The organism is Sporosarcina sp. QA0331 (assembly GCF_055808055.1).
On sequence record NZ_CM147850.1, the window covers coordinates 2,900,001 to 2,923,125 of the forward strand.

The following is a 23,125-nucleotide window of genomic DNA, read 5'->3' on the forward strand; positions in this document are numbered from 1 at the left end:
TTGTCGACAAGGGCTGTGCAAATTGTCTGTCCGAGTTGCGGCAAAGCGACTAAAATGCTTGGTCGGGTCGATATGTGCGGACATTGTAGAGAACCACTTACGTTGGATCCATCATTGGAAGGCAAGGAATTTGATGAAGCGTACAACCGCCCAGCGAATAGAAAAGAATCATCTAAAGAGAAATAAGAAAAACCGGTTCCGTCTTTCACCTTCGGAACCGGTTTTCTTATTTTGCTTTATTGGCGCCTGCTGCACAATCAGGACATGTTCCATATACTTCAAGACGATGGGAATTCACTTCGAAGCCTGTAACATGAGAAGCGAGATGCTCAACTTCCTCAAGTCCGGGATGATGGAAGTCGACAATTTTCCCGCAGTTATCACAGATGATGTGATAATGATCATGGGTGACAAAATCGAACCGGCTCGACGAATCTCCATAAGTAAGTTCCTTTACGAGTCCGGCATTCCGGAAAACCCGCAAATTATTATATACGGTCGCAACACTCATATTTGGGAAATCAGCTTCTAGCGCTCTATATATTTCATCAGCTGTAGGATGCTTCTCACAAGAAATGAGAAACTCTAAAATTGCATGCCTTTGCGGTGTAATTCGAACACCGCTTTCCTTCAATGTGACAAGCGCGTCTTTCAAGAACACTTCAGACATCGCCAACACTCCAATCCATAAAGATTACTTCTTTATAATCATTATAATTAGTTTACTGAGAAAAGGCATATTTGTCAACTAAAGAGCTGTCCATAGGTGGATGCAGGCACCGGATCAATACCCTTTTGCAGGATTAATCAAATTGGTAAGATCCTTCTCACCTCTTTGCCATTTCTTCAGATTTTCCGTGAAAAACTCGAGCGCTCTCTCAATATACTTCCCCGAATGGCTGGAGACATGCGGGGAAATTGTAATATTTGATAAAGACCAAAGCTCGCTTTCCGCAAGTAATGGCTCCGTTTCAAACACGTCGAGGACTACGTGTCCAATTTCCTCGTTTTTCAGAGCTTCCACAAGAATCGCTTCTTTTACAAGGTCACCTCTGCCGAAATTCATGAAGATTGCAGTTTCCTTCATCGCCTTAAAATGGCTTTCCGTCAGCAACCCTTTCGTTTTGGTTGTGCTCGGCAATACTGATAGCACAATGTCTGCTTCTGGAAGTCTGCTGAGCAGCCCATCAAATTGAATCGTATCGTCCATGTACTGTGCTGGATTCCCTGAATGATTACAGCCGATCGTCCGAACGCCGAAAGCTTGAAGCAATCGACCTATTTCAGATCCGATCGCCCCCGGCCCAAGAATAAGCGCAGTCGATCCTCGCAGTTCCGTTTGGCGAACTTTCGTATTCCACTCTTTCCGCCTTTGTTGCTCCGCTAATACCGGCAACGCTCGTTTAAGGGATAGAATATGTGCAAGAGCTGTTTCTGCCATCGGTGTTTTATGGATTCCGCGAACATTACTAATGATGATGCCTTTTTCGGCAATTTCAGCGAGCGGCATCTTTTCCACACCTGCAGAAGCGACCATTAGCCATTTTAAAGAAGTTGCTCTATCAAGGACCCCTGTACTTATATCTTCACCATAGGTAACAATAACTTCAAAATCCTCTACTGGGGCTGTATCAACTTTGTTATTGAAGTCAAATTGGATTTCAGGAAAATCAGCTTTTAATTTCTCCATCTGTTCGTCCTTAATCTTGAAGGTGAATAATACTTTCATCTAACTTCCCCCTTACGCCTTCTTCGTTAATTGCTCCAACGTAGCAAGCGCTTCTTCGATATGTCCTTTTACTTTCACTTTCCGCCATTCCTTCACAACTGTCCCTGTAGGGTCAATCAAAAATGTGGATCGTTCGATTCCCATGTATTCCTTGCCGAACATTTTCTTTAATTTCCAAACGCCGTACGCTTCTGCAGCCTCATGCTTTTCATCGACTAGCAATGAAAATGGAAGGCCTTGTTTTTCGATAAACCGCTGGTGCGATGCTTCGTTATCTGGACTCACACCTAAAATGACGGCGTTCAAATCACTGAAGCTTTGATACGCGTCCCTGAAATCACATGCCTGCGTTGTGCAGCCAGGAGTAGCGTCTTTCGGATAAAAGTAGAGGATGACATATTTCTTCCCTTCAAAATCCCGTAGTGAAACAATTTCACCGTTTTCGTCCGGCAATGAGAATTGCGGCGCTTGCATTCCTTCCAACTTTTCCATAGCGATCCCTCCAACTTTTTCTTTTCCCGCATTAACTGACTGAAAGTCATCCTTTGGGGTTCAACAGCCAGTAAACGCCCGATTGGTTCAACTAACAATCAGTGGGTGATTTCCACCACTGATTGAAGTTTCACTGTAACCCAATCGTACCGGACATCTGATAGAGTTTCAATTTCTTTGGCGTATCGACGCAGTTTTGTATAAAATGGAGGTTGTACCGATTTGAACGGAGGAATTGAAATGGACAGAACAAAATCAGAACAGATCTATCAAGAAGCTTGTGAACATATCGTCGGAGGAGTAAACAGCCCTTCCCGCGGCTATAAAGCAGTAGGCGGCGGAGCCCCTACAGTAATGGAGCGCGCGGAAGGTGCCTATTTCTGGGACGTTGATGGAAATAAATATATCGATTACTTAGGTGCTTACGGTCCAATCATTACCGGCCACGCACACCCACATATCGCAGAAGCCATTACGAAGGCGGCAACTACCGGTGTACTGTACGGAACTCCGACGCGCCACGAAGTCAAATTTGCTAAAATGTTGAAAGAAGCGATCCCTTCCATGGATAAAGTTCGTTTCGTCAACTCAGGTACGGAAGCTGTCATGACGACAATCCGCGTGGCACGTGCTTTCACCGGAAGAACAAAAGTAATGAAGTTTGCGGGTTGCTATCATGGGCATTCAGATCTTGTACTCGTAGCTGCAGGGTCCGGTCCGGCAACATTAGGGACTCCGGATTCAGCAGGTGTCCCAGCATCCATCGCCCAAGAAGTCATTACAATCCCATTCAATGATCCTGATGCATATAAGGAAGCAATGGAAAAATGGGGAGACGAACTTGCATGTGTATTGGTCGAGCCGATTGTTGGGAACTTCGGCATTGTCGAACCGAATGAAGGATTCCTTCCACTCGTCCACGAACTTGCGAAGGAAAAAGGCGCGCTTATTGTTTATGATGAAGTGATTACCGCATTCCGTTTCCATTATGGCAGCGCTCAAACATTACTTGGTACAACTCCTGATTTGATCGCCTTCGGAAAGATCATCGGCGGCGGTTTGCCAATCGGAGCTTACGGCGGCAAGAAAGAAATTATGGAAACTGTCGCACCGCTCGGTCCTGCATACCAAGCAGGTACGATGGCAGGAAATCCTGCTTCCATGCTGTCCGGCATCGCTTGTTTGGAAGTATTGCAGCAGCCCGGCGTCTATGAAGAAATGGACCGTCTAGGTGGAATGCTGGAAGAAGGCATTCTTCAATTGGCGGGAAAACACGGCATTACGATGACAATCAATCGTCTTGGCGGTGCGCTTACCCTTTTCTTCACTGATGTAACAGTGGAAAACTATGAGCAAGCTGAACAGACTGACGGAGAGCTCTTCGCGAAATTCTTTAAACTAATGCTCGCGAACGGCATCAACCTTGCTCCTTCAAAATATGAAGCTTGGTTCCTCACAATTGCGCATAAAGAGGAGGACATCACTCATACACTAGAGGCGGTTGACCGTTCATTCGAAGAATTGTCACGCCAAATGAACAAATGAAAAAACCATTAAGTAAAACGGGTTTGCGAATGAAAGCACTAACCTCATAAATACCTTTAGTAGAAAGGATAATCATATGAAACTTGGAGCCCGCATCTTCAAAACGGGTATTGCGATTGTTGCCGCATTGTTTCTCGCTGAAATGCTCAGCTTGCCGAATCCGGTTTTTGCAGGCATCGCAGCTATCTTTGCGATTCAACCTTCCATTTATCGATCATATTTGACGATCATTGAACAAATCCAAGGGAATCTGATCGGTGCCATTACCGCCATCACCTTTGTACTATTGTTCGGGCATCAAATTGTCATTGTCGGATTCGCAGCGGTCATTATCATCTTGATCATGCTGAAGCTAGGGCTTGAGAAATCCATTTCCCTAGCTTTAGTGACGATGATCGCCATTATGGAGATCAAAGGGGACGCATTCCTGTCCTTCGCCCTCCTTCGATTCGTCACAATGGTCATCGGGGTACTTTCCGCATTTGTTGTCAACTTGTTATTCATGCCTCCGAAGTATGAAACAAAGCTTTTCCAAGCGATCCACAATGCACAGGATGACATTATCCGATGGATCCGGCTTGCAGGAAGGCAAGCTTCCGAACATATCGCTACAAAAAAGTCATTGGTGAAACTGAAAGAACGGCTCACAAACATCGACCAGCTATATTCGCTTTATAAAGAGGAGCGAAGCTATTTCAAGAAGACCTCTCGCTCGAAGGCGCGTAAGCTTGTTATTTACAGACAGATGATTGCAACCTCTCAAAGTAGCTATGAAGTGCTATCACGACTTCATAAATTTGAAAATGAATTAATCAAATTGCCGGAGCATTTTCGGATGATGATTCAGGAACGGCTCGATGCTTTGCTTACGTATCACGAGCAAATCCATTTGAAGTTTGTCGGCAAGTTGAAGGCCGACAGGATGATGGAAAGTATGACCGAAGAATTCATCCAACGACAGGAAGTGATGGATATTTTCGCGAAGGAAATCGCCATCACAAAAGAGGAAGAAGAATTTTCCGCCTATCACCTCCTTCACGTCCTTTCTTCTTTGTTGGACTACGAAGAACAATTGGAATATCTCGATCGATTGATCGTCTCCAATAAACGTAGGCACGGACATGAAGTGAGCAATGAACTGCAAGATGAAATCTATTAAGAATAAAACGAGAAACCATCCTTGGACAATGAGCCAAGGATGGTTTTTTCAGTTTTTCATTTTCGGATCGAGCGCGTCTCTTAAGCCGTCTCCCATCAAGTTGAAACCTAACACTGTCAGCATGATGGAGAGCCCTGGGAATATCATCGTCCATGGAGCGGACTGCAAATAAGACTTCGAATCGGCGAGCATTTTCCCCCATTCTGGCTGCGGCGCCTGCGCACCGAGCCCAAGAAAACCGAGCGCTGCCGCTTCTAGGATGGCAGTTGCAATCGCCAGCGTCCCTTGCACGATAACTGGTGCCATTGAATTCGGAAGGATATGGGAGAATAAAATTCGTGCATCTTTCATTCCGATTGCCTTTGCAGACATAATATATTCATCTTCCTTGATGCTTAACACTTTGGACCGTATCAATCGGCCGAAATTCGGTACGTTAATGATTGCAATGGCAATCAATGCATTTTCAAGCCCCGGTCCTAATACCGAAACGATAGCGATGGCTAGCAGGATCGATGGAAATGCAAGCATAATATCGAAGATCCTAGAGATGATCGTATCTGTCCATCTTCCATAATAACCTGCCACGATTCCTAAAAAACTACCGACGATGACCGATGCAATGACGGACAAGAACCCGACAGAAAGCGAAATTCTCGCCCCGTGAATTATGCGTGAAAGTATATCCCTGCCGAAATCATCTGTCCCAAGCCAATATTCGGCTGAAGGCGGCTGAAGCCGGTCGGCGGCCATCTGCTCATTGATCCCTTCTTTTGCAATGAAAGGTCCAAAAATGGCAAGAAGCACGAAAAAGAGGATAATGATCATTCCTGCAACCGCCACTTTGCTCTTTCTAAAGCTTCGCCAAGCCTCTCGCCACGGGCCAGTCGACTTGTCGATTTCCGCTTCTACAATTCCATCCATTTTAGGCGTAAGTTCAGACATATCCCATTCCCCCTTCCTCAGTCATATTTAATCCTCGAATCAATCAGACCATATAACAAGTCGACGATCAGATTAATCATGACGAAGATGAAGGCGACAATGAGAATTCCTGACTGGATGACGGGATAATCACGGAAGTTGATGGCATCGTATATATACCGTCCTATGCCCGGCCATGCAAAGATCGTCTCGGTCAAAATAGCACCGCCAAGCAACATACCCATTTGCAGACCGATGATCGTCAATACTGGAATAACCGCATTTTTGAAAGCATGCTTGTAAACGACCCAAAACATTTTCTGCCCTTTCGCCCGAGCAGTTCTGATGTAATCGGAGCGCATCACTTCCAGCATACTTGAACGTGTCATCCTTGCAATGATCGCCATCGGTATTGTCGCCAATGCAATTCCTGGCAATACGAGGTGGCGCAGCACTTGGAATAATTGATCGAATCGTCCTTGAATGATTGTGTCAATAATGTATAGATGAGTAATAGCGTTGACCGGATCCCTTACCTGTTCTCTGCCGGTTGTTGGCAGCCAGCTGAATTCGATTGCAAACGCCCATTGTCCTAACAGACCAAGCCAAAAAATTGGCATAGAAACGCCGACGAGCGCCAAAATCATCGCTATGTAGTCAAACCACGAGTTCTGGAACCATGCCGAAATGATGCCCGCATTAACACCTACGATAATAGCGATTAGTATTGCAAAAAAAGCGAGTTCCATCGTCGCGGCCAAATGCGGCCATATTTCATCGGCGACCGGAAGCCGCGTGCGCATTGACTCACCGAGATCCCCTTGTAAGATTCCACCTAAATACTTGAAGAATTGAATATACCATGGTTGGTCCAACCCTAATTTCGCATTCATCGCGGCGACCGCTTCCGCAGTTGCTTGCTGTCCTAAAATGACTTGGGCCGGGTTGCCGGGAATCGCCCGGATCATCATGAATACAATGAAAACCATTCCGAGAAGGACAGGTATTAACTGCAATAACCTTCTACCGACGTAACTGAGCATACGATCACCTCACTGATTCCGATTACCTATCCATTCACACGACGCATCATTAGGAAAAGGGGGAAATCGGACGACTCCCCCTTACTGATCAATGCAAAGTGAAAAGCGAATCTATCATTTGAATTCTACGTTCGATAACAGATCTGAACCTGTCGGATGCGGAACGAATCCAGTTAAATCCTTAGCTGCCGCAAGAAGTGGAGTAGAGTGAGCGATTGGAACCCAAGGTGCCTCATCATGAATAATCTCCTGTGCTTTTTTATAAAGCTCGATACGCTTATCCTCATCTACTTCCGTTTGAGCTTCAATGAACAGATCATGCATTTCATCGTTTTTAAAATACGTATAGTTGTTGCTGCCGATATTGTCTTCATCTAAAAGAACATAGAGGAAGTTATCGGCGTCTCCATTATCTCCAGTCCAGCCAAGCATGAAAGCATCCGCTTCCCCTTTGCTCGCCTTATCGAGATATGTTGGCCATTCATATGAAACGATCTTCGCCTTCACGCCAATATCCGCCAAATTGCTTTGAATTACTTCAGCTACTTTTGCGCCATCCGGCATATATGGACGAGGAACAGGCATTGCCCAAAGTTCCATTTCAAATCCGTCCGGATAACCTGCTTGTGCTAATAATTCTTTCGCTTTTTCCGGGTTGTAATCATATCCTTCGATATCATCGTTATATCCTGAAATGGAAGGTGGCATCGGGTTTTTCGCAACATTTGCCCTTCCTTCGAAGAATGACTCAATGATTGTTTCCTTATCGATTGCATAGTTCATCGCCTGACGCACTTCTTTCTTATCAAAAGGAGGGCGCGTCACCGTCAACCCAAGATAACCGACGTTCATGGACGGACGTTCAATCAATTGAAGATCAGCATTCCCTTCGATTTTTTCGCCATCTGCAGGATTAATACCGTCAGCAAGATCGATTTCCCCGGCAATTAATGCATTCAAACGTGCGGAGTTATCCGGAATGGAACGGAATATGACTTTTTCCAATTTCGGTAATCCTTCTTGCCAATATTCATCGAATTTTTCAATCGTAATCGTTTCATTCGCTTTCCATTCCACAAACTTGAATGGACCTGTACCTACAGGATTTCTTTCAAACTGATCATCGCCTTTTTCGAATGCAGTCGGGCTTGCGATCGCAAACATGCTCATCGCAATATTTTTCAAGAACGGAGCTTGTTCCCGTTTCAGCTTAATGATGACCGTGTAATCACCGTCTGCAGTGACCGAGTCTATAACATGGCCTTCATCACCTTTGAATCCGCCGAACATGGAGTTATAATACGGGAACTTATCCGCATCACCATTCGCCCAGCGTTCAAAGTTCTTTACGACCGCGTCCGCATTGAAATCCGTACCGTCATGGAATTTAACGCCTTCCTGCAATTTGAATGTGTACGTCAAACCGTCATCCGTATTCCACTCTTTCGCGAGTCCCGGTTGAATAGTCGTATCTTCCTCACCGAAATTCAACAGCGTTTCAAATAGATTGACTGTAACTTTGAACGTTTCGCCTTCCGTCACCCTTGATGGATCGAGTGAAGTAGAGTCGCCGCCGCGACCGAAGACTAATGTATCTTTCGAGCTCCCACTGCTTCCACTGCTCCCACAGGCTGCGAGCACAGTTGACAGAACTAGCATTAGTAGCAACGCAGCTGACCACATTCTCTTTTTATTCATAGAGACCCCTCCAATTGTTTTATATCATTGTCGACCTGGCCTACGTGAAGGTGGCAGGCGACAGAATGACCGGTAGTTTGTTCCGTAAGTTGCGGAGTGACTTTTGTGCAAATATCCATCTTGAACGGGCAACGTGTATGGAATGTACACCCGGTTGGCGGGTCCGCCGGATTGGGGATGTCTCCTTCTATGATGATCTGTTCCTTCTGAAAATCCGGGTCCGGCACAGGCACAGCCGATAATAACGCTTGCGTATAAGGATGGAGCGGTTTTTCATATAGCTGCTCACTATCCGCAACCTCTACCATCTTCCCTAAATACATGACAGCGACCCGATCGCTAATATGCCGGACGACACCGAGATCATGGGCGATGAAAATATAAGTAAGATTGAACTCCTTTTGGAGATCTTGCATTAGATTCAATACTTGAGCTTGGATCGACACGTCCAACGCGGAAACAGGCTCATCCGCAATGATCAGCTTCGGATTCGTCATTAATGCGCGTGCTATGCCTATCCGCTGCCTTTGTCCTCCGCTGAATTGATGCGGATAGCGCTTCGCATGATATGCATTCAATCCGACGATATCCAAAAACTCATGCACCTTTTTCTTCCTTTCCTTCGGGTCAGACACGCCATGGACGATTAGTGGCTCCTCCAAAATCTTGCCGATCGTATGTCGAGGATTCAACGATGCATAAGGATCCTGGAATACCATCTGGATATCACGCCGTGTTTTTCTCATCTCTTCCTGGCTTAATGAAGTAAGATCTTTTCCGTCGAACTCGATTTCTCCTTCTGTCGGTTCCAGCAAGCGCATGAGCACACGCCCTGTCGTCGACTTCCCGCATCCGCTTTCGCCGACAATTCCAAGGGTTTCCCCTTCATTTACATAAAATGAGACATCATCGACCGCTTTCACATAACCGACCGTCTTGCCGAACATCCCTTTTTTAATAGGAAAGTGTTTTTTCAAGTTTTTAACTTTCAATAAAGGCTTTGTGGACATCCGGCTTCACTCCTCCTTCGTCATATAGGAAACAACGAGTCTGATGGACGTCGGCTGTTTCATAGAGCTCTGGATTTTCCTTTCGGCATCGATCGAACGCAAACTCGCATCGCGCCGCGAATCTGCAGCCGTTCGTTATCGAACCCGGCTTTGGAACATTCCCCGGGATGGAATGAAGTCGATCTTTCTTATAGCGCATATCCGGGACAGACTGGATGAGACCTTTCGTATACGGATGCTGAGGATCTTCAAAAATGAGCTTTGTCGGCGCCTCCTCAATAATTTGCCCCGCGTACATGACGATGACCCGCTCACAAGTTTCTGCGACGACCCCCAGATCATGTGTTATTAATAATATGGCGGTGCCTAAACGGACATTCAAATCTTTCATCAACTTCAATATTTGCGCCTGGATTGTAACATCAAGCGCCGTTGTCGGCTCGTCCGCTATCAATATTCTCGGATTGCAGACAAGCGCCATCGCAATCATGACCCTTTGCCGCATGCCACCCGACAATTGGTGCGGGTACTCCTTTAGCAAAGCATCGGCACGAGGCAAGCCGACCAACTTTAACATCTCTTCGGCTCTTGCCTCCGCCTTCTTTTTTGACCACCCTTTTTCGTGGAGCAGAATAGCTTCCACCATTTGATTGCCAATTGTGAACAGCGGATTCAATGAAGTCATCGGCTCCTGAAAAATCATCGCGATGTCATTGCCGCGGATTTGTCTCATCTCTTTTTCCGATAGGTCGATTAAATTGCGTCCGCTGTACACAATTTCTCCACCGGTAATTTTCCCGGGCGGACTTGGTACGAGCCCCATTACAGATAAAGAGGTTACACTTTTTCCGCATCCTGATTCCCCTACAATCCCTAAAATCTCGCCATCCCGGAGATGAAAATCAATGTGATCAACCGCAGGAATCTTTCCGGAGTCTGTGAAAAAGGTAGTCTGCAAGTCGTTTACCTCGAGAATTTTCTTCCTTTCCTTCATCAGATCACCTTTTCATTTTGTGTGTTTTCAGAAACGTTAGATTATAACCATTATACTTTCTATTAGGAAAAAGGCAATATGCAATTTTAATAGGGGATTTTACTGGGCTTTGAGCGCGGGGCAGCTCACTTTGAGCTCGAGGCGGCTTGTTTCGGACGCGATTGCCGAATGGCAGAATAAAAAAAGCTACCGGTTCAACTCCCGGTAGCTTCACTTTTATAATGATTGGACTTGAAACAGATTGTAGTAAATGCCTTGTTGTGCCATCAGTTCTTCGTGGCTGCCGGCTTCTTTCAACTCTCCATGATCGATGACGAAGATCTTGTCTGCGTGTGTGATCGTCGATAGTCTATGGGCCACTATTACAGTTGTCCTGTCACTCGCCAGACGTTCGAGTGATTCTTGGATGAGCGCTTCACTTTCAAGGTCCAAAGCGGAAGTTGCTTCATCTAAAATAAGGAGCGGCGGATTTTTCAAGAATACGCGTGCAATGGCGATCCGCTGTTTCTGTCCACCCGATAATTTAACTCCACGCTCTCCGACTGTCGTATCGTAACCTTCCGGCAATGATTCGATGAAGTCATGGGCGTTCGCGGCTTTGGCTGCAGCAATTACTTCGTCATCCGTTGCTTCTGGATTCCCCATCAAAATATTGCTCTTGACGGAATCGCTGAAGAGGATACTGTCTTGGAGGACGAGCCCGATTTGGTCACGCAACGACTTCAATTGAACATCGCGCAAGTCATATCCGTCAATGCGGATCGCTCCTGCAGTCACATCATAAAACCGCGGAATCAAACTGACAATCGTCGACTTTCCTCCACCGCTCATTCCAACTAGCGCAACTGTCTCACCTGGTTTAACCGTGAAATTCACGTCATTCAAAACAGACTCTTCATCTTCCCCATACGAAAAACCGACATGGTCGAACTGGATTTCCCCTTCGATTCGCGGCAATGGTTTTGCGCCCGTTTTATCTTTAATATCGTAAGGCTCTTCCATCAGTTCAAATACACGGTCCATTGAAGCGAATGATTGCGTCAGCGATGTCGAAGCATTGACCAATCGTCTCAACGGATTGTACAAACGATCTATGTACGCGATGAAGGCAACCATAACACCGACCGATAACGAGCCGTTGATTACTTGATAGCCTGCATATGCGATTACGAGCAAAGGAGCGACATCAGTTATTGTATTGACGACTGCAAATGCTTTCGCATTCCACCTCGTATGATCAAGAGCCTTATCGAGGAAATTGCCGTTCGTTTCATCAAACCGCTCCTGTTCCTTGTCCTCAAGCGCAAAACTTTTAATGACGCTTATTCCCGTCACCCGTTCATGCAAATAACTTTGTACATCGGCAAGCGCCTGCGAACGTTTTCTCGTTAAATCTCTCAACTTCCCGAAGAAATGCTTCACACTGTAAGCATAAAAAGGGAATGCGAGCAAAGTGACGATTGTCAACGGAACGTCCATCGTCAGCATGATGCATGTTGCGATGATGATCGTTGCCAAATCAAGCCACACATTCATCAAGCCGATCGTGACAAAATTCTTCGTCTGTTCGACATCATTGATGACACGTGAAATGACTTCTCCTGCCCTCGTATTGGAATAATAGCGAAGTCCGAGCCTTTGCAAATGCCCATACAGATTTTCACGGATATCATATAAGATTTTATTGCTGACATATTGTGCAAAATATTGTCGATAATATTCAACGGGCGGCCTGATGATGAAAAACAGCAATACCGTTCCTCCGAGCCATAAGAAAAGCTGCCTTGTTTTCTCCGCGTCGGTTAGCATGTCCGCTCCGATAATATCGTCAATGACAATTTTAATTAAATATGGAATGAACAAAGGAATTGCAAATTTCACGACACCAATTAAAATCGTCAAGATGATTTGCCAATTATACGGTTTTACAAATTTTAAATATCTTTTAATACTCTCTCCCATTCTCATCCTCCTTCTATAACAATAAAAAGCCCAACTGCATAAACGCAGACAGGCTCTCATTAATCGTTTTTCTTTACCTGTTTATGGAATTGGTATCTTGACGTCCACACTTCGATGAAATCCGGTGCAAATGGACCTTTGCGCTGTTTAATCCACATAAGGAGCTTATCGAGATTGCGCTTCAATATTTGATCGATCACTTCAGGATAATTCATTTTCTTTTTATGATCATCGTATTCATCCTCATCCAGGATCAAATAACTCATATCAGGAAACACTTTCACGTCGAGATCGTAGTCAATATATTTCAATGAATGATTGTCATAAACGAAGGGAGAACTCATATTCACGTAATAGTAGACACCGTCTTCCCGAAGCATACAAATAATATTAAACCAATGTTCGGCATGGAAGTAACAGATCGAAGGCTCTCTCGTCAACCACGTTCTACCGTCTGCTTCTGTTACAAGCGTCCGTTCATTCGCCCCAATTACAATATTGCGCGTCCCCTTTAGCACGGTTGTTTCCTGCCAAACTCGGTGAATATTGCCATCATGCTTATAACTATGTACTTGTATCGTTTCGCCTTCTTTCGGTATTGTCATCCGTAAAACCACCTTTAAGTTTCGAAAACCTCAATATTCGTACATTATACCAATTGGTTAAACAAATTTGAAACGTTTACCCTTCTGCAAGCGCATAAAAAAACCGGCAGCTTTAGCTGCCGGCCGGTGATGTCCATCCATTATTTCGATTGACTTCCGAAACCACCAGCTGCACCAGAAGTGTTTGTTTTGTTCATTTCTGATTGCTGGTTTTGTTGGCGAACTTCGTTCACGTCTGTTTCAGATCCAAACTCTTCAGACATGATTTCCTGTTTCACTTTGTTTGGGTCTGTGAACGAAGCTTGCTGTTTTTGTTGGTTAAAGTTGTTTCGATTTTTGTTGGCCATGGATTTTCACCTCCGTAACCAATATGATGTTCAAAGTACCCCGTTTTATTCTAGAGATTTTTTAAATGGTCAATCGATTTTTCGCTTCTTCCCAAATCTTTATGACAGGAACCGCTTTTGGCAATGATTCGACTTCTTCCGTCGAAAAGAATCTATAGCCTTCAGGCGCAGCATCATCCGTCACCGTCATATAGCTTTTCATTTCCCATGTCAGATGTGAAAAGATATGGTTGAATTCAATCAACGGCGTAAACAATCCGGTTTTCATTTCAAATTCGTTTTTGACAATCTCCTCTAAAGGACGATCACTATTTTCCACCATCGGAAATTCCCACATATTTGCTAACAGCCCTTTAGAAGGTCTTTGCTTCAATAGCCACTTTCCTTCGGCATTCCGGATAGCAAATGATAGCAAAGGCACTGTCTTCATCTTCACTTTTTTGGATTTCATGGGCAATTCCTCCTGCCTGCCTTCATGGAAAGCTGTGCAGAAATCACGAACCGGACATAACAGACATCTCGGTCTTGGCGTGCAAATTGTCGCTCCGAGTTCCATTAAGCCTTGATTGAAAGACGAAGGATCTTCCTTATCAATTAACGCCATGACAACTTCCTCGAAAAGTTTTCGCGTTTTTGGAATCGCGATATCTTCTTCAATTAATAAAATACGTGATAATACTCTCATTACATTCCCGTCGACTGCATGCTCCGGAACTCCAAAAGCGATACTGAGTACAGCGCCTGCAGTATACGGACCGACACCTTTCAGTTTGGAAATGTCTTTCCGGTTCTCAGGAATCCTACTTCCATATTCAGCTACAACTTCTTTCACGCCAGCTTGCAAATTCCGGGCGCGTGAATAATATCCGAGTCCTTCCCACATTTTCAATACATCTTCTTCCTTCGCTTCAGCAAAATCGGCAAGCGTCGGAAATTTCCCGATAAAACGTTCATAATAAGGGATGACTGTTTCTACACGTGTCTGTTGAAGCATCACTTCTGACACCCATATGTAATAAGGATTTGACGTCCTTCTCCACGGCAGATCCCTTTTCTCTTCCAAATACCAACTGATTAATGCTTTCCTGAATTCACTTTCAAGTTTCCGTTCAAATAGTTGCATGAAGTCCTCCGTTTTGCATATGCTTTTCGTTAATGAAAAATAGGGTATATACTAAATGAATAAAGATTGTTTTGCCATTTCAGAGGCGATGTAAAGGAGTGATTTGTTTGGATACCGGAACACATATTGTCATGGGTGCCGCCGTATGCGGTTTGACATTGGCGGATCCAGTCGTTGCCTCAGATTCTGTCACTATGACGGCGGTATTTATCGGAGTCGTATCGGGCTCGCTAATACCTGATGTCGATACTGTCCTTAAATTGAGGAATAATGCGGTTTATATACGGAATCATCGCGGGATTACTCATTCGGTGCCTGCAGTCCTGCTATGGCCGCTCGTCATCTCAGTTTTGCTGTCGTTCATTTTTCCTGAGGCAGCATTCTTTCATCTATGGGCTTGGACATTTTTAGCGGTGTTTTTGCACGTCTTCGTAGATATATTCAACGCGTATGGAACGCAAGCGTTACGGCCATTTTCTAATCAATGGGTCGCTCTTGGGGTCATCAATACGTTTGACCCGATCATTTTCGCGTTGCATATTATCGCCATACTTGCATGGATATTCGGCACAGAACCTGTTTTGACATTCACACTTTTGTATATCGTCGTTTTCTTCTATTATCTGTTGCGTTTTGCTGTTAAAGCGGCAGTGAAACATGCTGTTCGCAATACGATTCCGGATGCTGACGATATATTCATCGCACCGACGATGCATTTTTTCCAGTGGCGGGTTGCTGCTTCCAATAAGGAATGCCACTATGTCGGACGGGCATACGGACGTTCCGTCAACATATACGACAGATTCGAACGCGAGCCCATGCCAAAATCTCCATATATCGATGCGGCAATGGAAGATAAGAACATACAGGCTTTCGTTTCATTTTCCCCGATATATAGATGGTCCGTTTCCTATGTTGGAGATTTGTATGAAGTACGCCTCATCGATTTGCGATATCGAAGCAAGAGCTATTACCCGTTCGTCGCTGTCGCACATATTAATGAAGACATGGAAGTCATCAATTCGTATACGGGATGGATTTTCTCGGAGGACAAGCTCCGGAAAAAGTTGAATTTCATTCCGAATTCATAACAAAAGCGGAGGGCGCCTGCTCAGCAGAGGTTCGCAGTCTAAGTGCACCGCGTCCTGCGGCAACAACTGCATGACCGGCTTCCTGCCGGCCTCAGGCATAAGGCGAATATACGAAGTGGCGCTCTTTGCCACGCAGTATATTTGACTTATGACCCCGATCCTCTGGCACCCGGAGCTAGACGTAGAAAGACATGGAAAAGCTTGCTGGATTTTCGGCAAGCTTTGCTTTTTATTTACCCGCTTTTACCGATTGAAGCATCGCGATCGGCAATGCTTCTTCCGCACGTTCTCCGCCTAAGCGGTATCCCCATGCAAAGCGGCCTTTCAAATAGTCGACATGGAAAAAGACTCCTTCATCGCCTTCGATTTTGTAAATTTCACCAGAAACAATTGTCGACGGGTCAATCATATAGGATTTCGCCATAAGCGCCTTGCGTTGGTAAACGGCATACTCATTAATAATTCCTAGCTGCTCCGCCTTGCGCGCCTTTTCCATAAGTCTCCCGATTTCAGATCGTAACTCATGTTCATTCATTTCACTATATTTTTTAGTCTCCATCTTCTTCGTTCTCCTTTTTTTCGATGAAACTGTCTATTCGTTCAAATGGAATACCTTTTTGGTACATTGCTTGTTTTACTCGTTTCCTTAATTCATATCCCGAATACTTCGACTGATAACGGCGCCAAGCCTTTTCGCCGACGCTGCTGATGATCGAATCCCATTCGTCTTCATCTCTGCCGAAATCAATTTCCTCCATCACTCGGCTGATCAGTTCAAAGGAAAACCCTTTTCGGGCAAGTGCATTTTGAATTTTTTGCTTGAGTTGTGCGGGAGCGATTGAGCTGTTGGATCTCGCCGCCTTTTCAGCAAGCTTTTTCGCGACTGCGAATTGTTCTTCCTCTGAATAGTTTTCGAGCACTTGCTGCTGCAACTCCTTCCCGACCCCTTTTTTCTGTAATTCCTGTTGGATTGCTTTTGGGCCTTTGTTTGATGCGTTCTTCTGAGTTTGCAGCAACGCTTCAGAAAATGCCTCGTCGTTCAGGAATCCTAGTCTTCTTAATTTGACGATTGCTTCTAGGACGACTGCTTCTCCGAATTCCAGGTCGAGCAGTTTCTTTTTCACTTCAAATTCGCTTCGCATTCTGAAGGATAAGTAGTGAAGAGCTCGATTGAATGCTTTTTCAATTTGGTCTTCGTATGTGATTTCGTCCATCGACCATTCGTCGAGCTGCATTCCTTTTGTGAGTCCGAACTTGACGAGGACGGATTCATGGACGCTGAAGGCATATGTTTCGTCCAGGAATATATTATAACGTTCGCTATCACGTTTTTGTTGTGTTATTTTCGTTATAACAGGCAAATCTTTTCGACCTCCCTCGCTATCTATCAGTATACATGTTCTCGTCAAGGAGGTCATCCTAACTGGATTTCCGGCATTGCCGGCGTACTCGCAACGCCGTTCTTCGTTACGGCAGTGCATAGATGTGCTCGTAACGCTTCGCTTTTACTCGCAAACGCCGTTCTTCGTTACGGCAGTGCATAGATGTGCTCGTAACGCTTCGCTTTTACTCGCAACGCCGTTCTTCGTTACGGCAGTGCATAGATGTGCTCGTAACGCTTCGCTTTTACTCGCAAACGCCGTTCTTCGTTACGGCAGTTCATAGATGTGCTCGTAACGCTTCGCTTTTACTCGCAAACGCCGTTCTTCGTTACGGCAGTGCATAGATGTGCTCGTAACGCTTCGCTTTTACTCGCAAACGCCGTTCTTCGTTACGGCGTTCACTCCAATCCGATGCACTTATCGTACTTTTTTTGTTTATTAAAATGGGGGTAGGTATAAATGAAAGTTGTTATTGCGGGTGGTTCAGGTTTTGTTGGACGGTATATCACAAAATTACTTTTGAAGGACGATCACGAAATTATCATTCTTTCACGGAATCAAAAGGCTGACACGGAGAATGTGAAATATGCGCTTTGGCTGCAAGAGGGAGCTAATCCTGAGAAAGAGATCGGCAAGGCCGATGTGTTCATTAATCTAGCTGGCGTTTCCATTAACGATGGACGTTGGACGGAAAAACATCAAAAAATGATTTTCGAAAGCAGGATGGAAGCGACGGATGAGTTGATTCGGATCATTGGCAAGCTTGATCATAAACCATCCGTTTTCATTAATGCGAGTGCCATTGGCATATACCCTGTATCCGAAACCGAGATTTATACAGAAGATTCTTCGGAAGTTGCGACAGACTTTCTCGGAAAGACCGTGAGTGAATGGGAGAAGAAAGCTGCAACGCTCACCGACCTGGGAATACGTACGACATTCACTCGATTCGGGCTAATCCTTGGAAAGGATGAAGGAGCTTTGCAGCTTATGGTCTTGCCATATAAAATGTTCGTCGGAGGTAAAGTAGGCACGGGGCGGCAATGGGTTTCATGGGTCCATGTGCAAGACGTAGCACGAGCCGTTGCACACATTATGCAAAATGACCAAGTGAAAGGTGCTGTCAACGTCACCGCTCCGTTCCCTGTCCGGATGGATGAATTCGGGAAGATGATTGGTGCCACTTTGCATAAGCCACATTGGTTTCCAGTGCCTTCTCCACTCATGAAGCTGGCGCTTGGCAAAAAGAGCTCACTCGTTTTGGAAGGACAATATGTAACGCCCGAAAAGCTATTGGCGAATGGTTTTGAATTCAACTTTCCTATCTTATCGTTGGCTTTGGATAAACTTCTTTAAATAACGTATATTTCCTCTATTTGCGCACATCCTACTCAAAAAGGAGAGTGCAATCTATGGTTGAGGAACACGGCCCTGGCATATTGATGGCTGCCTTCATTATTGTTGTCGGTATTTTATTCAATCCATTCTCGGCGAAGGCAGAGGAGTTCCATTGGGGATTCAAAAAAGCTACCAACGGTGTCCCTCCCAATGCTGGGCCAGCTTTGGAATCGATGCTTGAAAAACATGGTGCGATTTACAAAGGAAAGCCTGATGAAAAAATCGCCTATTTGACTTTCGACAACGGCTATGAAAACGGCTATACGGATAAGATTTTAGATGCATTGAAAAAAGAAGACGTCCCTGCGACATTCTTTCTTACCGGCCACTATTTAAAAAGTGCCGACCCTCTCGTTCAGCGAATGGTGAAGGAAGGACATAGCATCGGAAACCATTCGTACGACCATCCGAATATGGCAAATCTATCGGACGAAAGAATGGAAGAGGAATGGAAAAAATTCGATGAGCTTCTTTATAAAACGACAGGTATCGAGCGGACGATTTACGCAAGACCGCCTGAAGGGATCTTTAATGATGCTTTATTGAGCAAAGGCAACGAGTTAGGCTATCGCCACATTTTCTGGTCCGTTGCATTCATTGATTGGCACGCCAATAAACCGCGCGGCCGCGACTATGCTTACAATGAATTAATGAATCAACTTCATCCCGGAGCGCTCATACTCATGCATACTGTATCGCCCGATAATGCGGAGGCGTTGCCAGACTTCATTCGGGATGCCAAGAAAGCGGGATATGAATTCCGATCATTAGACGACCTAGTTCTCGAATATGAAAATGTCAATTCGATTTTACGGTGACAAAAAAAGCATCCCTACTGAAGGATGCTTTTTCTTTTACTGCCGAAAAGGGAGACGACAAACAACAGTACAAACAAAATAGAGATAATGAGCAGATAGCTCACATTTTCGATGAATTCAAGAAAGAGTCCGCCCGCAAACGGACCAGTAAGACTGCCGATGCTGAAAAAGATGCCGCATAGTAAATTTCCTGTCGGCAATAAATCCTTCGGAGTCAAATCGGACATATAAGAGATTCCAAGTGAAAAGATCGACCCGATGAAAAGGCCTGCAATAAATACCGTCAGCATGATATACGGGACTGAATTCCCCATCATACTTGCAGCCCAAAAAGAGAGCGCGCCTCCTCCATACGTTATCGGAATAACTTTTTGCCTGCCGAATTTATCCGAAAGCATACCGAGCGGCAACTGTGAAACGATGCCGCCTATTGAAAAAATGGCAAGAATCATCGAGACGGATGTGAGCTCCATCCCATTTCGCAGCGCGTATACCGGGTACATCGCATTTAGAGAAGATTCTAGAAATCCATAACCGAACGGACCTAAAAAGGCAATCCATGCAATGGCGATCGTGCTTTTCGATCGTTTTATGAAACTTCCCGTTTCCGAAGGATTCCCTTTCATAACTTCCGGAAAATCATTTTTCAAATTGAAGACGAGCATCCATGCGGACATGCATAATAAGCCAGAGACGATAAATGGCAATCCTTCATGGATACTGACAAGCGGCGCAAACAGTGGCCCTACTGCGAACCCTAAGCTGAATGACAAGCCATAAATTGCAATATTCCTTCCTAATCTTTGCTGCGGCGATGTACTCGTTATCCATGTTTGCGTTGAAAAATGAAGGGCATGATCCCCGATTCCGATCAGCAATCGAAGAATGAACCAAAAGATGACATGTTTCCACAATGGAAACATAAGCAACGATGAAAAGACGAGAATTCCGCCCAATATAATGATGGGTTTATAGCCATATCTCCGTAATGGTGCTTCCATGAAAGGAGATACTAGAAGCGTACCTATGTATAAGCCTGTCGCATTCAAGCCATTCAATGCGCTCGAAACACCGTCCCTCTCAAAAATGGCTGAGATGAGCGGCAATAACATGCCTTGAGAAAAGCCTGAAATCGAAACGATGATAACCAGAATCCAAAACCGCCGCTGTTCAGCTCTCGATGTTGTGGTCATAAGCAATACGCTCCTTAACTATGCGAAAATCATTTATTATGTTTAGTACGACTTCTATTAAGGCGGAGATAAGAATTTTCCACTTATTGAAGTTTCACTTTATAATAGTAGCATAAGGAGGATTGATAAGAATGAAATTCGAAATGACTGAAAACGGATTTGAAACGGAGACTTCGTTTGGCAAACTGCAAATTTCATCGAATGATGAATACGGATTCCGTCCGTACCAACTTTTAGTTTCATCCATCGCGGTATGCAGCGGTGGCGTTCTACGTAAGATCCTTGAAAGAAAAAGGTTGCCGGCGAAAAACATTACGATCGAAGTGAAAGAAGTTGCCCGTAATGAGGAGATTGCAAACCGTGTGGAAAAGGTTCATCTTCATTTCATAATTGAACGTGAGAAGATTAAGGATGAACAGATGGAGAAAATCATGCATGTAACGGCAAAGAACTGTTCAATGGTTCAGTCGGTAATCGATTCAATTGAAGTCGTCGAAACGTACGAATTCATTTCTTGAATGAATAAGGCCCAGTCCATATCTGATGTCAGAATACGGCTGGGCCTTTACTTATGATTAGAACCTTCACTTTCATTTTGCATATAAATCGTAGGCGTTTATCGGCTAGGGCCGTCAAACGTTCACGGATCCCCTCCTTTACGTAAGGATTCGATTCGTCTCTACACTACGGCCTCCTTTTCTTATTGATTATTTGTAGTATAGCACGATGTTTTTCTATTGTAAAGATTTTGTTAAGCCGAATTTTCATTTTATTTATATAACCTTTCGCAACGTTGAAAAAAACGCGTAGTTCGTATACGATTACAATGATGAAAAGAGGTGTACTTTTTGGAAAAAGGACAAAGTAACGTTAATGTCGATGAATTGAAAAATCGTCTCCATCAATTTTTGGAGAAGCTTGAATCGATTGAGCCGGAAACGACCGATTTGAACGATATCGATCAGCTTATCAGCTTAGTCGACGAACTTGAAAACCAGATGAACAAACTAAAAAAGATCAATGATTCTCCAGGGGGAAATAAGAATGTACATAGAACAACTTGAGAAAAGCATGTATGATCTAATTTGTGAAACGTCTACAAATCTTCCTAAAGACGTCCGTCGTGCCGTAAAGGCAGCAAGAGAGAAAGAAGATGCCGGCACACGGGCAGCAATGAGCCTTGATACGATTGCGAAAAATATTAATATGGCAGACGATAAGCTTTCACCTATTTGCCAAGATACTGGTTTACCAACTTTCAAAATAAAAACTCCTATTGGAGTCAATCAATTAGTAATTAAGGCTGCTATCAAGAAAGCACTCATCCAAGCGACAAAAGATGGCAAGCTAAGACCGAATGCAGTTGATTCAATTACTGGTGAAAACAGCGGGGATAATCTCGGCGATGGCTTACCAGTCATCAAATTCGAACAATGGGAAAACGATCATATTGAAGTGAAGTTGATTCTAAAAGGCGGCGGTTGTGAGAATAAAAACATTCAATATAGTTTACCGACTGAATTGGATGGTTTAGGTCGTGCGGGACGCGATCTTGACGGTATCCGCAAATGTATCCTCCACTCTGTATATCAAGCACAAGGACAAGGCTGTTCAGCTGGCTTCATCGGAGTAGGAATCGGCGGAGACCGCACGTCTGGCTATGAGCTGGCGAAAGATCAACTCTTCCGCGCAGTGGATGATGTAAACCCAAATGCTCAGCTTGCCGAAATGGAAGCTTATATTCTGGAATCCGCGAATCAACTTGGAATTGGAACAATGGGCTTCGGTGGAGAAGCGACTTTATTAGGTTGTAAAATCGGTGTCATGCACCGTATCCCTGCGAGCTTCTATGTTTCTGTAGCTTACAACTGCTGGGCTTACCGCCGGATGGCTGTAGATTTAGATCCGACGACTGGCGCTGTGACAAACTGGCATTATAATGAAGGCGAAAAGCTTTCTTTTGATCAAGAAGAACAAACGGAAACGAAACAGTCTTCCCGCGTTGTTGAACTAACAGCCCCAATCAGCGAAGAACAAATCCGCGATCTTCAAGTTGGGGACGTCGTGAAAATTAGCGGTCGTATGTATACAGGTCGTGATGCAATTCATAAGTATCTTTCAGAAAACGATGCACCAGTCGATTTGGATGGTCACATCATTTATCATTGTGGCCCGGTCGTTCTGAAAAACGAAGACGGCGGTTATGAAATCGTAGCAGCTGGTCCGACGACGTCGATTCGTGAAGAGCCGTATCAAGGCGACATCATGAAGAAATTCGGCATCCGCGCTGTGATCGGAAAAGGCGGAATGGGACCGAAAACATTAGCAGCACTGCAAGAACATGGCGGGGTGTACTTGAACGCTATCGGCGGAGCAGCGCAATATTACGCAGACTGCATTAAAGCAGTTGAAGGTGTGGATCTTCTCCAATTCGGCATTCCCGAAGCGATGTGGCATTTGCGCGTAGAGGACTTTACCGCTGTCGTCACGATGGACTCACACGGAAATAGCTTACATGCAGATGTTGATCAAACATCGCTTGAAAAACTGTCTCAATTTAAAGAAAAGGTTTTCAGCTAATTACTAACTCCTCGGCACATATTGTGCCGAGG

At 44.7% G+C, this 23,125-nt stretch carries 24 protein-coding genes (1 of these 24 running past the window's edge); 9 read left to right on the forward strand and 15 right to left on the reverse strand.

Features of this window, described 5'->3' with window-relative positions:
- Positions 1–186 carry the end of a YgzB family protein gene (locus AC0L13_RS14800; protein WP_473640861.1) on the forward strand. The gene continues 186 nt to the left of window position 1, outside the view, so only the last 186 of its 372 coding nucleotides appear in the window; the start codon falls outside the window, past its left edge; the stop codon is at positions 184–186.
- A gap of 40 nt (positions 187–226) precedes the next feature.
- Here AC0L13_RS14800 and perR read toward each other — a convergent pair whose 3' ends face one another.
- The 3 genes from perR to bcp all read right to left on the reverse strand — a co-directional run bounded on the left by perR (position 227) and on the right by bcp (position 2,221).
- On the reverse strand, positions 227–670 hold the full coding sequence (perR, locus tag AC0L13_RS14805) for a peroxide-responsive transcriptional repressor PerR (protein WP_473640863.1): 444 nt from the start codon (positions 668–670) through the stop codon (positions 227–229).
- A gap of 114 nt (positions 671–784) precedes the next feature.
- A complete protein-coding gene (locus AC0L13_RS14810; RefSeq protein WP_473640866.1) occupies positions 785–1,729 on the reverse strand; it encodes a D-2-hydroxyacid dehydrogenase in 945 nt (314 codons plus the stop codon).
- Positions 1,730–1,741: 12 nt separating this feature from the next.
- Positions 1,742–2,221 carry a thioredoxin-dependent thiol peroxidase gene (gene bcp, locus AC0L13_RS14815; protein ID WP_473640868.1) on the reverse strand — a complete coding sequence of 160 codons (480 nt, stop codon included), beginning with the start codon at positions 2,219–2,221 and terminating at the stop codon, positions 1,742–1,744.
- Positions 2,222–2,461: 240 nt separating this feature from the next.
- Between bcp and AC0L13_RS14820 the strand changes: the two genes are divergently transcribed.
- Positions 2,462–3,766, forward strand: a complete 1,305-nt coding sequence (locus tag AC0L13_RS14820; RefSeq protein WP_473640870.1) for a glutamate-1-semialdehyde 2,1-aminomutase — start codon at positions 2,462–2,464, stop codon at positions 3,764–3,766.
- 76 nt (positions 3,767–3,842) lie between these two features.
- Entirely contained in the window at positions 3,843–4,925 is a 1,083-nt protein-coding gene (locus tag AC0L13_RS14825) for an FUSC family protein (RefSeq protein WP_473640873.1), read from the forward strand.
- Between the two features lie 48 nt (positions 4,926–4,973).
- Here the strand turns inward: AC0L13_RS14825 and nikC are convergent, their stop codons facing one another.
- The 9 genes from nikC to mutY form a co-directional block, all read right to left on the reverse strand.
- Positions 4,974–5,870 (reverse strand): nickel transporter permease, encoded by an 897-nt coding sequence (gene nikC / locus AC0L13_RS14830; RefSeq protein ID WP_440502020.1) that lies wholly within the window; start codon positions 5,868–5,870, stop codon positions 4,974–4,976.
- A gap of 17 nt (positions 5,871–5,887) precedes the next feature.
- Entirely contained in the window at positions 5,888–6,892 is a 1,005-nt protein-coding gene (locus AC0L13_RS14835; RefSeq protein ID WP_473640877.1) for an ABC transporter permease, read from the reverse strand.
- Between the two features lie 114 nt (positions 6,893–7,006).
- Positions 7,007–8,590, reverse strand: a complete 1,584-nt coding sequence (locus AC0L13_RS14840) for an ABC transporter substrate-binding protein (protein WP_473640879.1) — start codon at positions 8,588–8,590, stop codon at positions 7,007–7,009.
- Positions 8,587–9,600, reverse strand: coding sequence for an ABC transporter ATP-binding protein (locus AC0L13_RS14845; protein WP_473640882.1), 1,014 nt, complete (start codon positions 9,598–9,600; stop codon positions 8,587–8,589). Before AC0L13_RS14845 ends, AC0L13_RS14840 begins: the two co-directional genes overlap by 4 nt.
- On the reverse strand, positions 9,572–10,594 hold the full coding sequence (locus tag AC0L13_RS14850; protein WP_473640885.1) for an ABC transporter ATP-binding protein: 1,023 nt from the start codon (positions 10,592–10,594) through the stop codon (positions 9,572–9,574). The genes AC0L13_RS14845 and AC0L13_RS14850 overlap by 29 nt, the downstream gene beginning before the upstream one ends.
- A gap of 216 nt (positions 10,595–10,810) precedes the next feature.
- On the reverse strand, positions 10,811–12,556 hold the full coding sequence (locus AC0L13_RS14855) for an ABC transporter ATP-binding protein (protein WP_473640887.1): 1,746 nt from the start codon (positions 12,554–12,556) through the stop codon (positions 10,811–10,813).
- Between the two features lie 59 nt (positions 12,557–12,615).
- Positions 12,616–13,161, reverse strand: a complete 546-nt coding sequence (ntdP, locus tag AC0L13_RS14860) for a nucleoside tri-diphosphate phosphatase (RefSeq protein ID WP_440502012.1) — start codon at positions 13,159–13,161, stop codon at positions 12,616–12,618.
- A gap of 140 nt (positions 13,162–13,301) precedes the next feature.
- The gene (locus AC0L13_RS14865; RefSeq protein WP_440502010.1) at positions 13,302–13,508 is read right to left on the reverse strand and encodes a gamma-type small acid-soluble spore protein; all 207 of its coding nucleotides are present in this window, start codon (positions 13,506–13,508) and stop codon (positions 13,302–13,304) included.
- Positions 13,509–13,569: 61 nt separating this feature from the next.
- On the reverse strand, positions 13,570–14,631 hold the full coding sequence (mutY, locus tag AC0L13_RS14870; RefSeq protein ID WP_473640890.1) for an A/G-specific adenine glycosylase: 1,062 nt from the start codon (positions 14,629–14,631) through the stop codon (positions 13,570–13,572).
- A 107-nt stretch (positions 14,632–14,738) separates the two neighbouring features.
- Here mutY and AC0L13_RS14875 point away from each other — a divergent pair, with 107 nt between their 5' ends.
- Positions 14,739–15,722, forward strand: coding sequence for a metal-dependent hydrolase (locus tag AC0L13_RS14875; RefSeq protein WP_473640892.1), 984 nt, complete (start codon positions 14,739–14,741; stop codon positions 15,720–15,722).
- A 229-nt stretch (positions 15,723–15,951) separates the two neighbouring features.
- Here AC0L13_RS14875 and AC0L13_RS14880 read toward each other — a convergent pair whose 3' ends face one another.
- Together AC0L13_RS14880 and recX are read right to left on the reverse strand one after the other, a co-directional pair.
- Positions 15,952–16,281, reverse strand: coding sequence for a YfhH family protein (locus AC0L13_RS14880; RefSeq protein WP_473640894.1), 330 nt, complete (start codon positions 16,279–16,281; stop codon positions 15,952–15,954).
- Complete coding sequence (gene recX / locus AC0L13_RS14885; RefSeq protein ID WP_473640896.1) at positions 16,271–17,083, reverse strand: recombination regulator RecX; 813 nt, start codon at positions 17,081–17,083, stop codon at positions 16,271–16,273. Before recX ends, AC0L13_RS14880 begins: the two co-directional genes overlap by 11 nt.
- A gap of 480 nt (positions 17,084–17,563) precedes the next feature.
- Here recX and AC0L13_RS14890 point away from each other — a divergent pair, with 480 nt between their 5' ends.
- Complete coding sequence (locus tag AC0L13_RS14890) at positions 17,564–18,460, forward strand: TIGR01777 family oxidoreductase (RefSeq protein WP_473640898.1); 897 nt, start codon at positions 17,564–17,566, stop codon at positions 18,458–18,460.
- Between the two features lie 56 nt (positions 18,461–18,516).
- A complete protein-coding gene (locus tag AC0L13_RS14895; protein WP_473640900.1) occupies positions 18,517–19,320 on the forward strand; it encodes a polysaccharide deacetylase family protein in 804 nt (267 codons plus the stop codon).
- 14 nt (positions 19,321–19,334) lie between these two features.
- Here the strand turns inward: AC0L13_RS14895 and AC0L13_RS14900 are convergent, their stop codons facing one another.
- A complete protein-coding gene (locus tag AC0L13_RS14900; protein WP_473640902.1) occupies positions 19,335–20,513 on the reverse strand; it encodes an MFS transporter in 1,179 nt (392 codons plus the stop codon).
- Positions 20,514–20,644: 131 nt separating this feature from the next.
- Here AC0L13_RS14900 and AC0L13_RS14905 point away from each other — a divergent pair, with 131 nt between their 5' ends.
- The 3 genes from AC0L13_RS14905 to AC0L13_RS14915 all read left to right on the forward strand — a co-directional run bounded on the left by AC0L13_RS14905 (position 20,645) and on the right by AC0L13_RS14915 (position 23,093).
- A complete protein-coding gene (locus tag AC0L13_RS14905) occupies positions 20,645–21,031 on the forward strand; it encodes an OsmC family protein (RefSeq protein ID WP_473640904.1) in 387 nt (128 codons plus the stop codon).
- 330 nt (positions 21,032–21,361) lie between these two features.
- Positions 21,362–21,577 (forward strand): SE1561 family protein, encoded by a 216-nt coding sequence (locus tag AC0L13_RS14910; RefSeq protein WP_473640906.1) that lies wholly within the window; start codon positions 21,362–21,364, stop codon positions 21,575–21,577.
- Positions 21,558–23,093 (forward strand): fumarate hydratase, encoded by a 1,536-nt coding sequence (locus AC0L13_RS14915; protein ID WP_473640908.1) that lies wholly within the window; start codon positions 21,558–21,560, stop codon positions 23,091–23,093. The genes AC0L13_RS14910 and AC0L13_RS14915 overlap by 20 nt, the downstream gene beginning before the upstream one ends.
- Positions 23,094–23,125 lie beyond the last annotated feature (32 nt).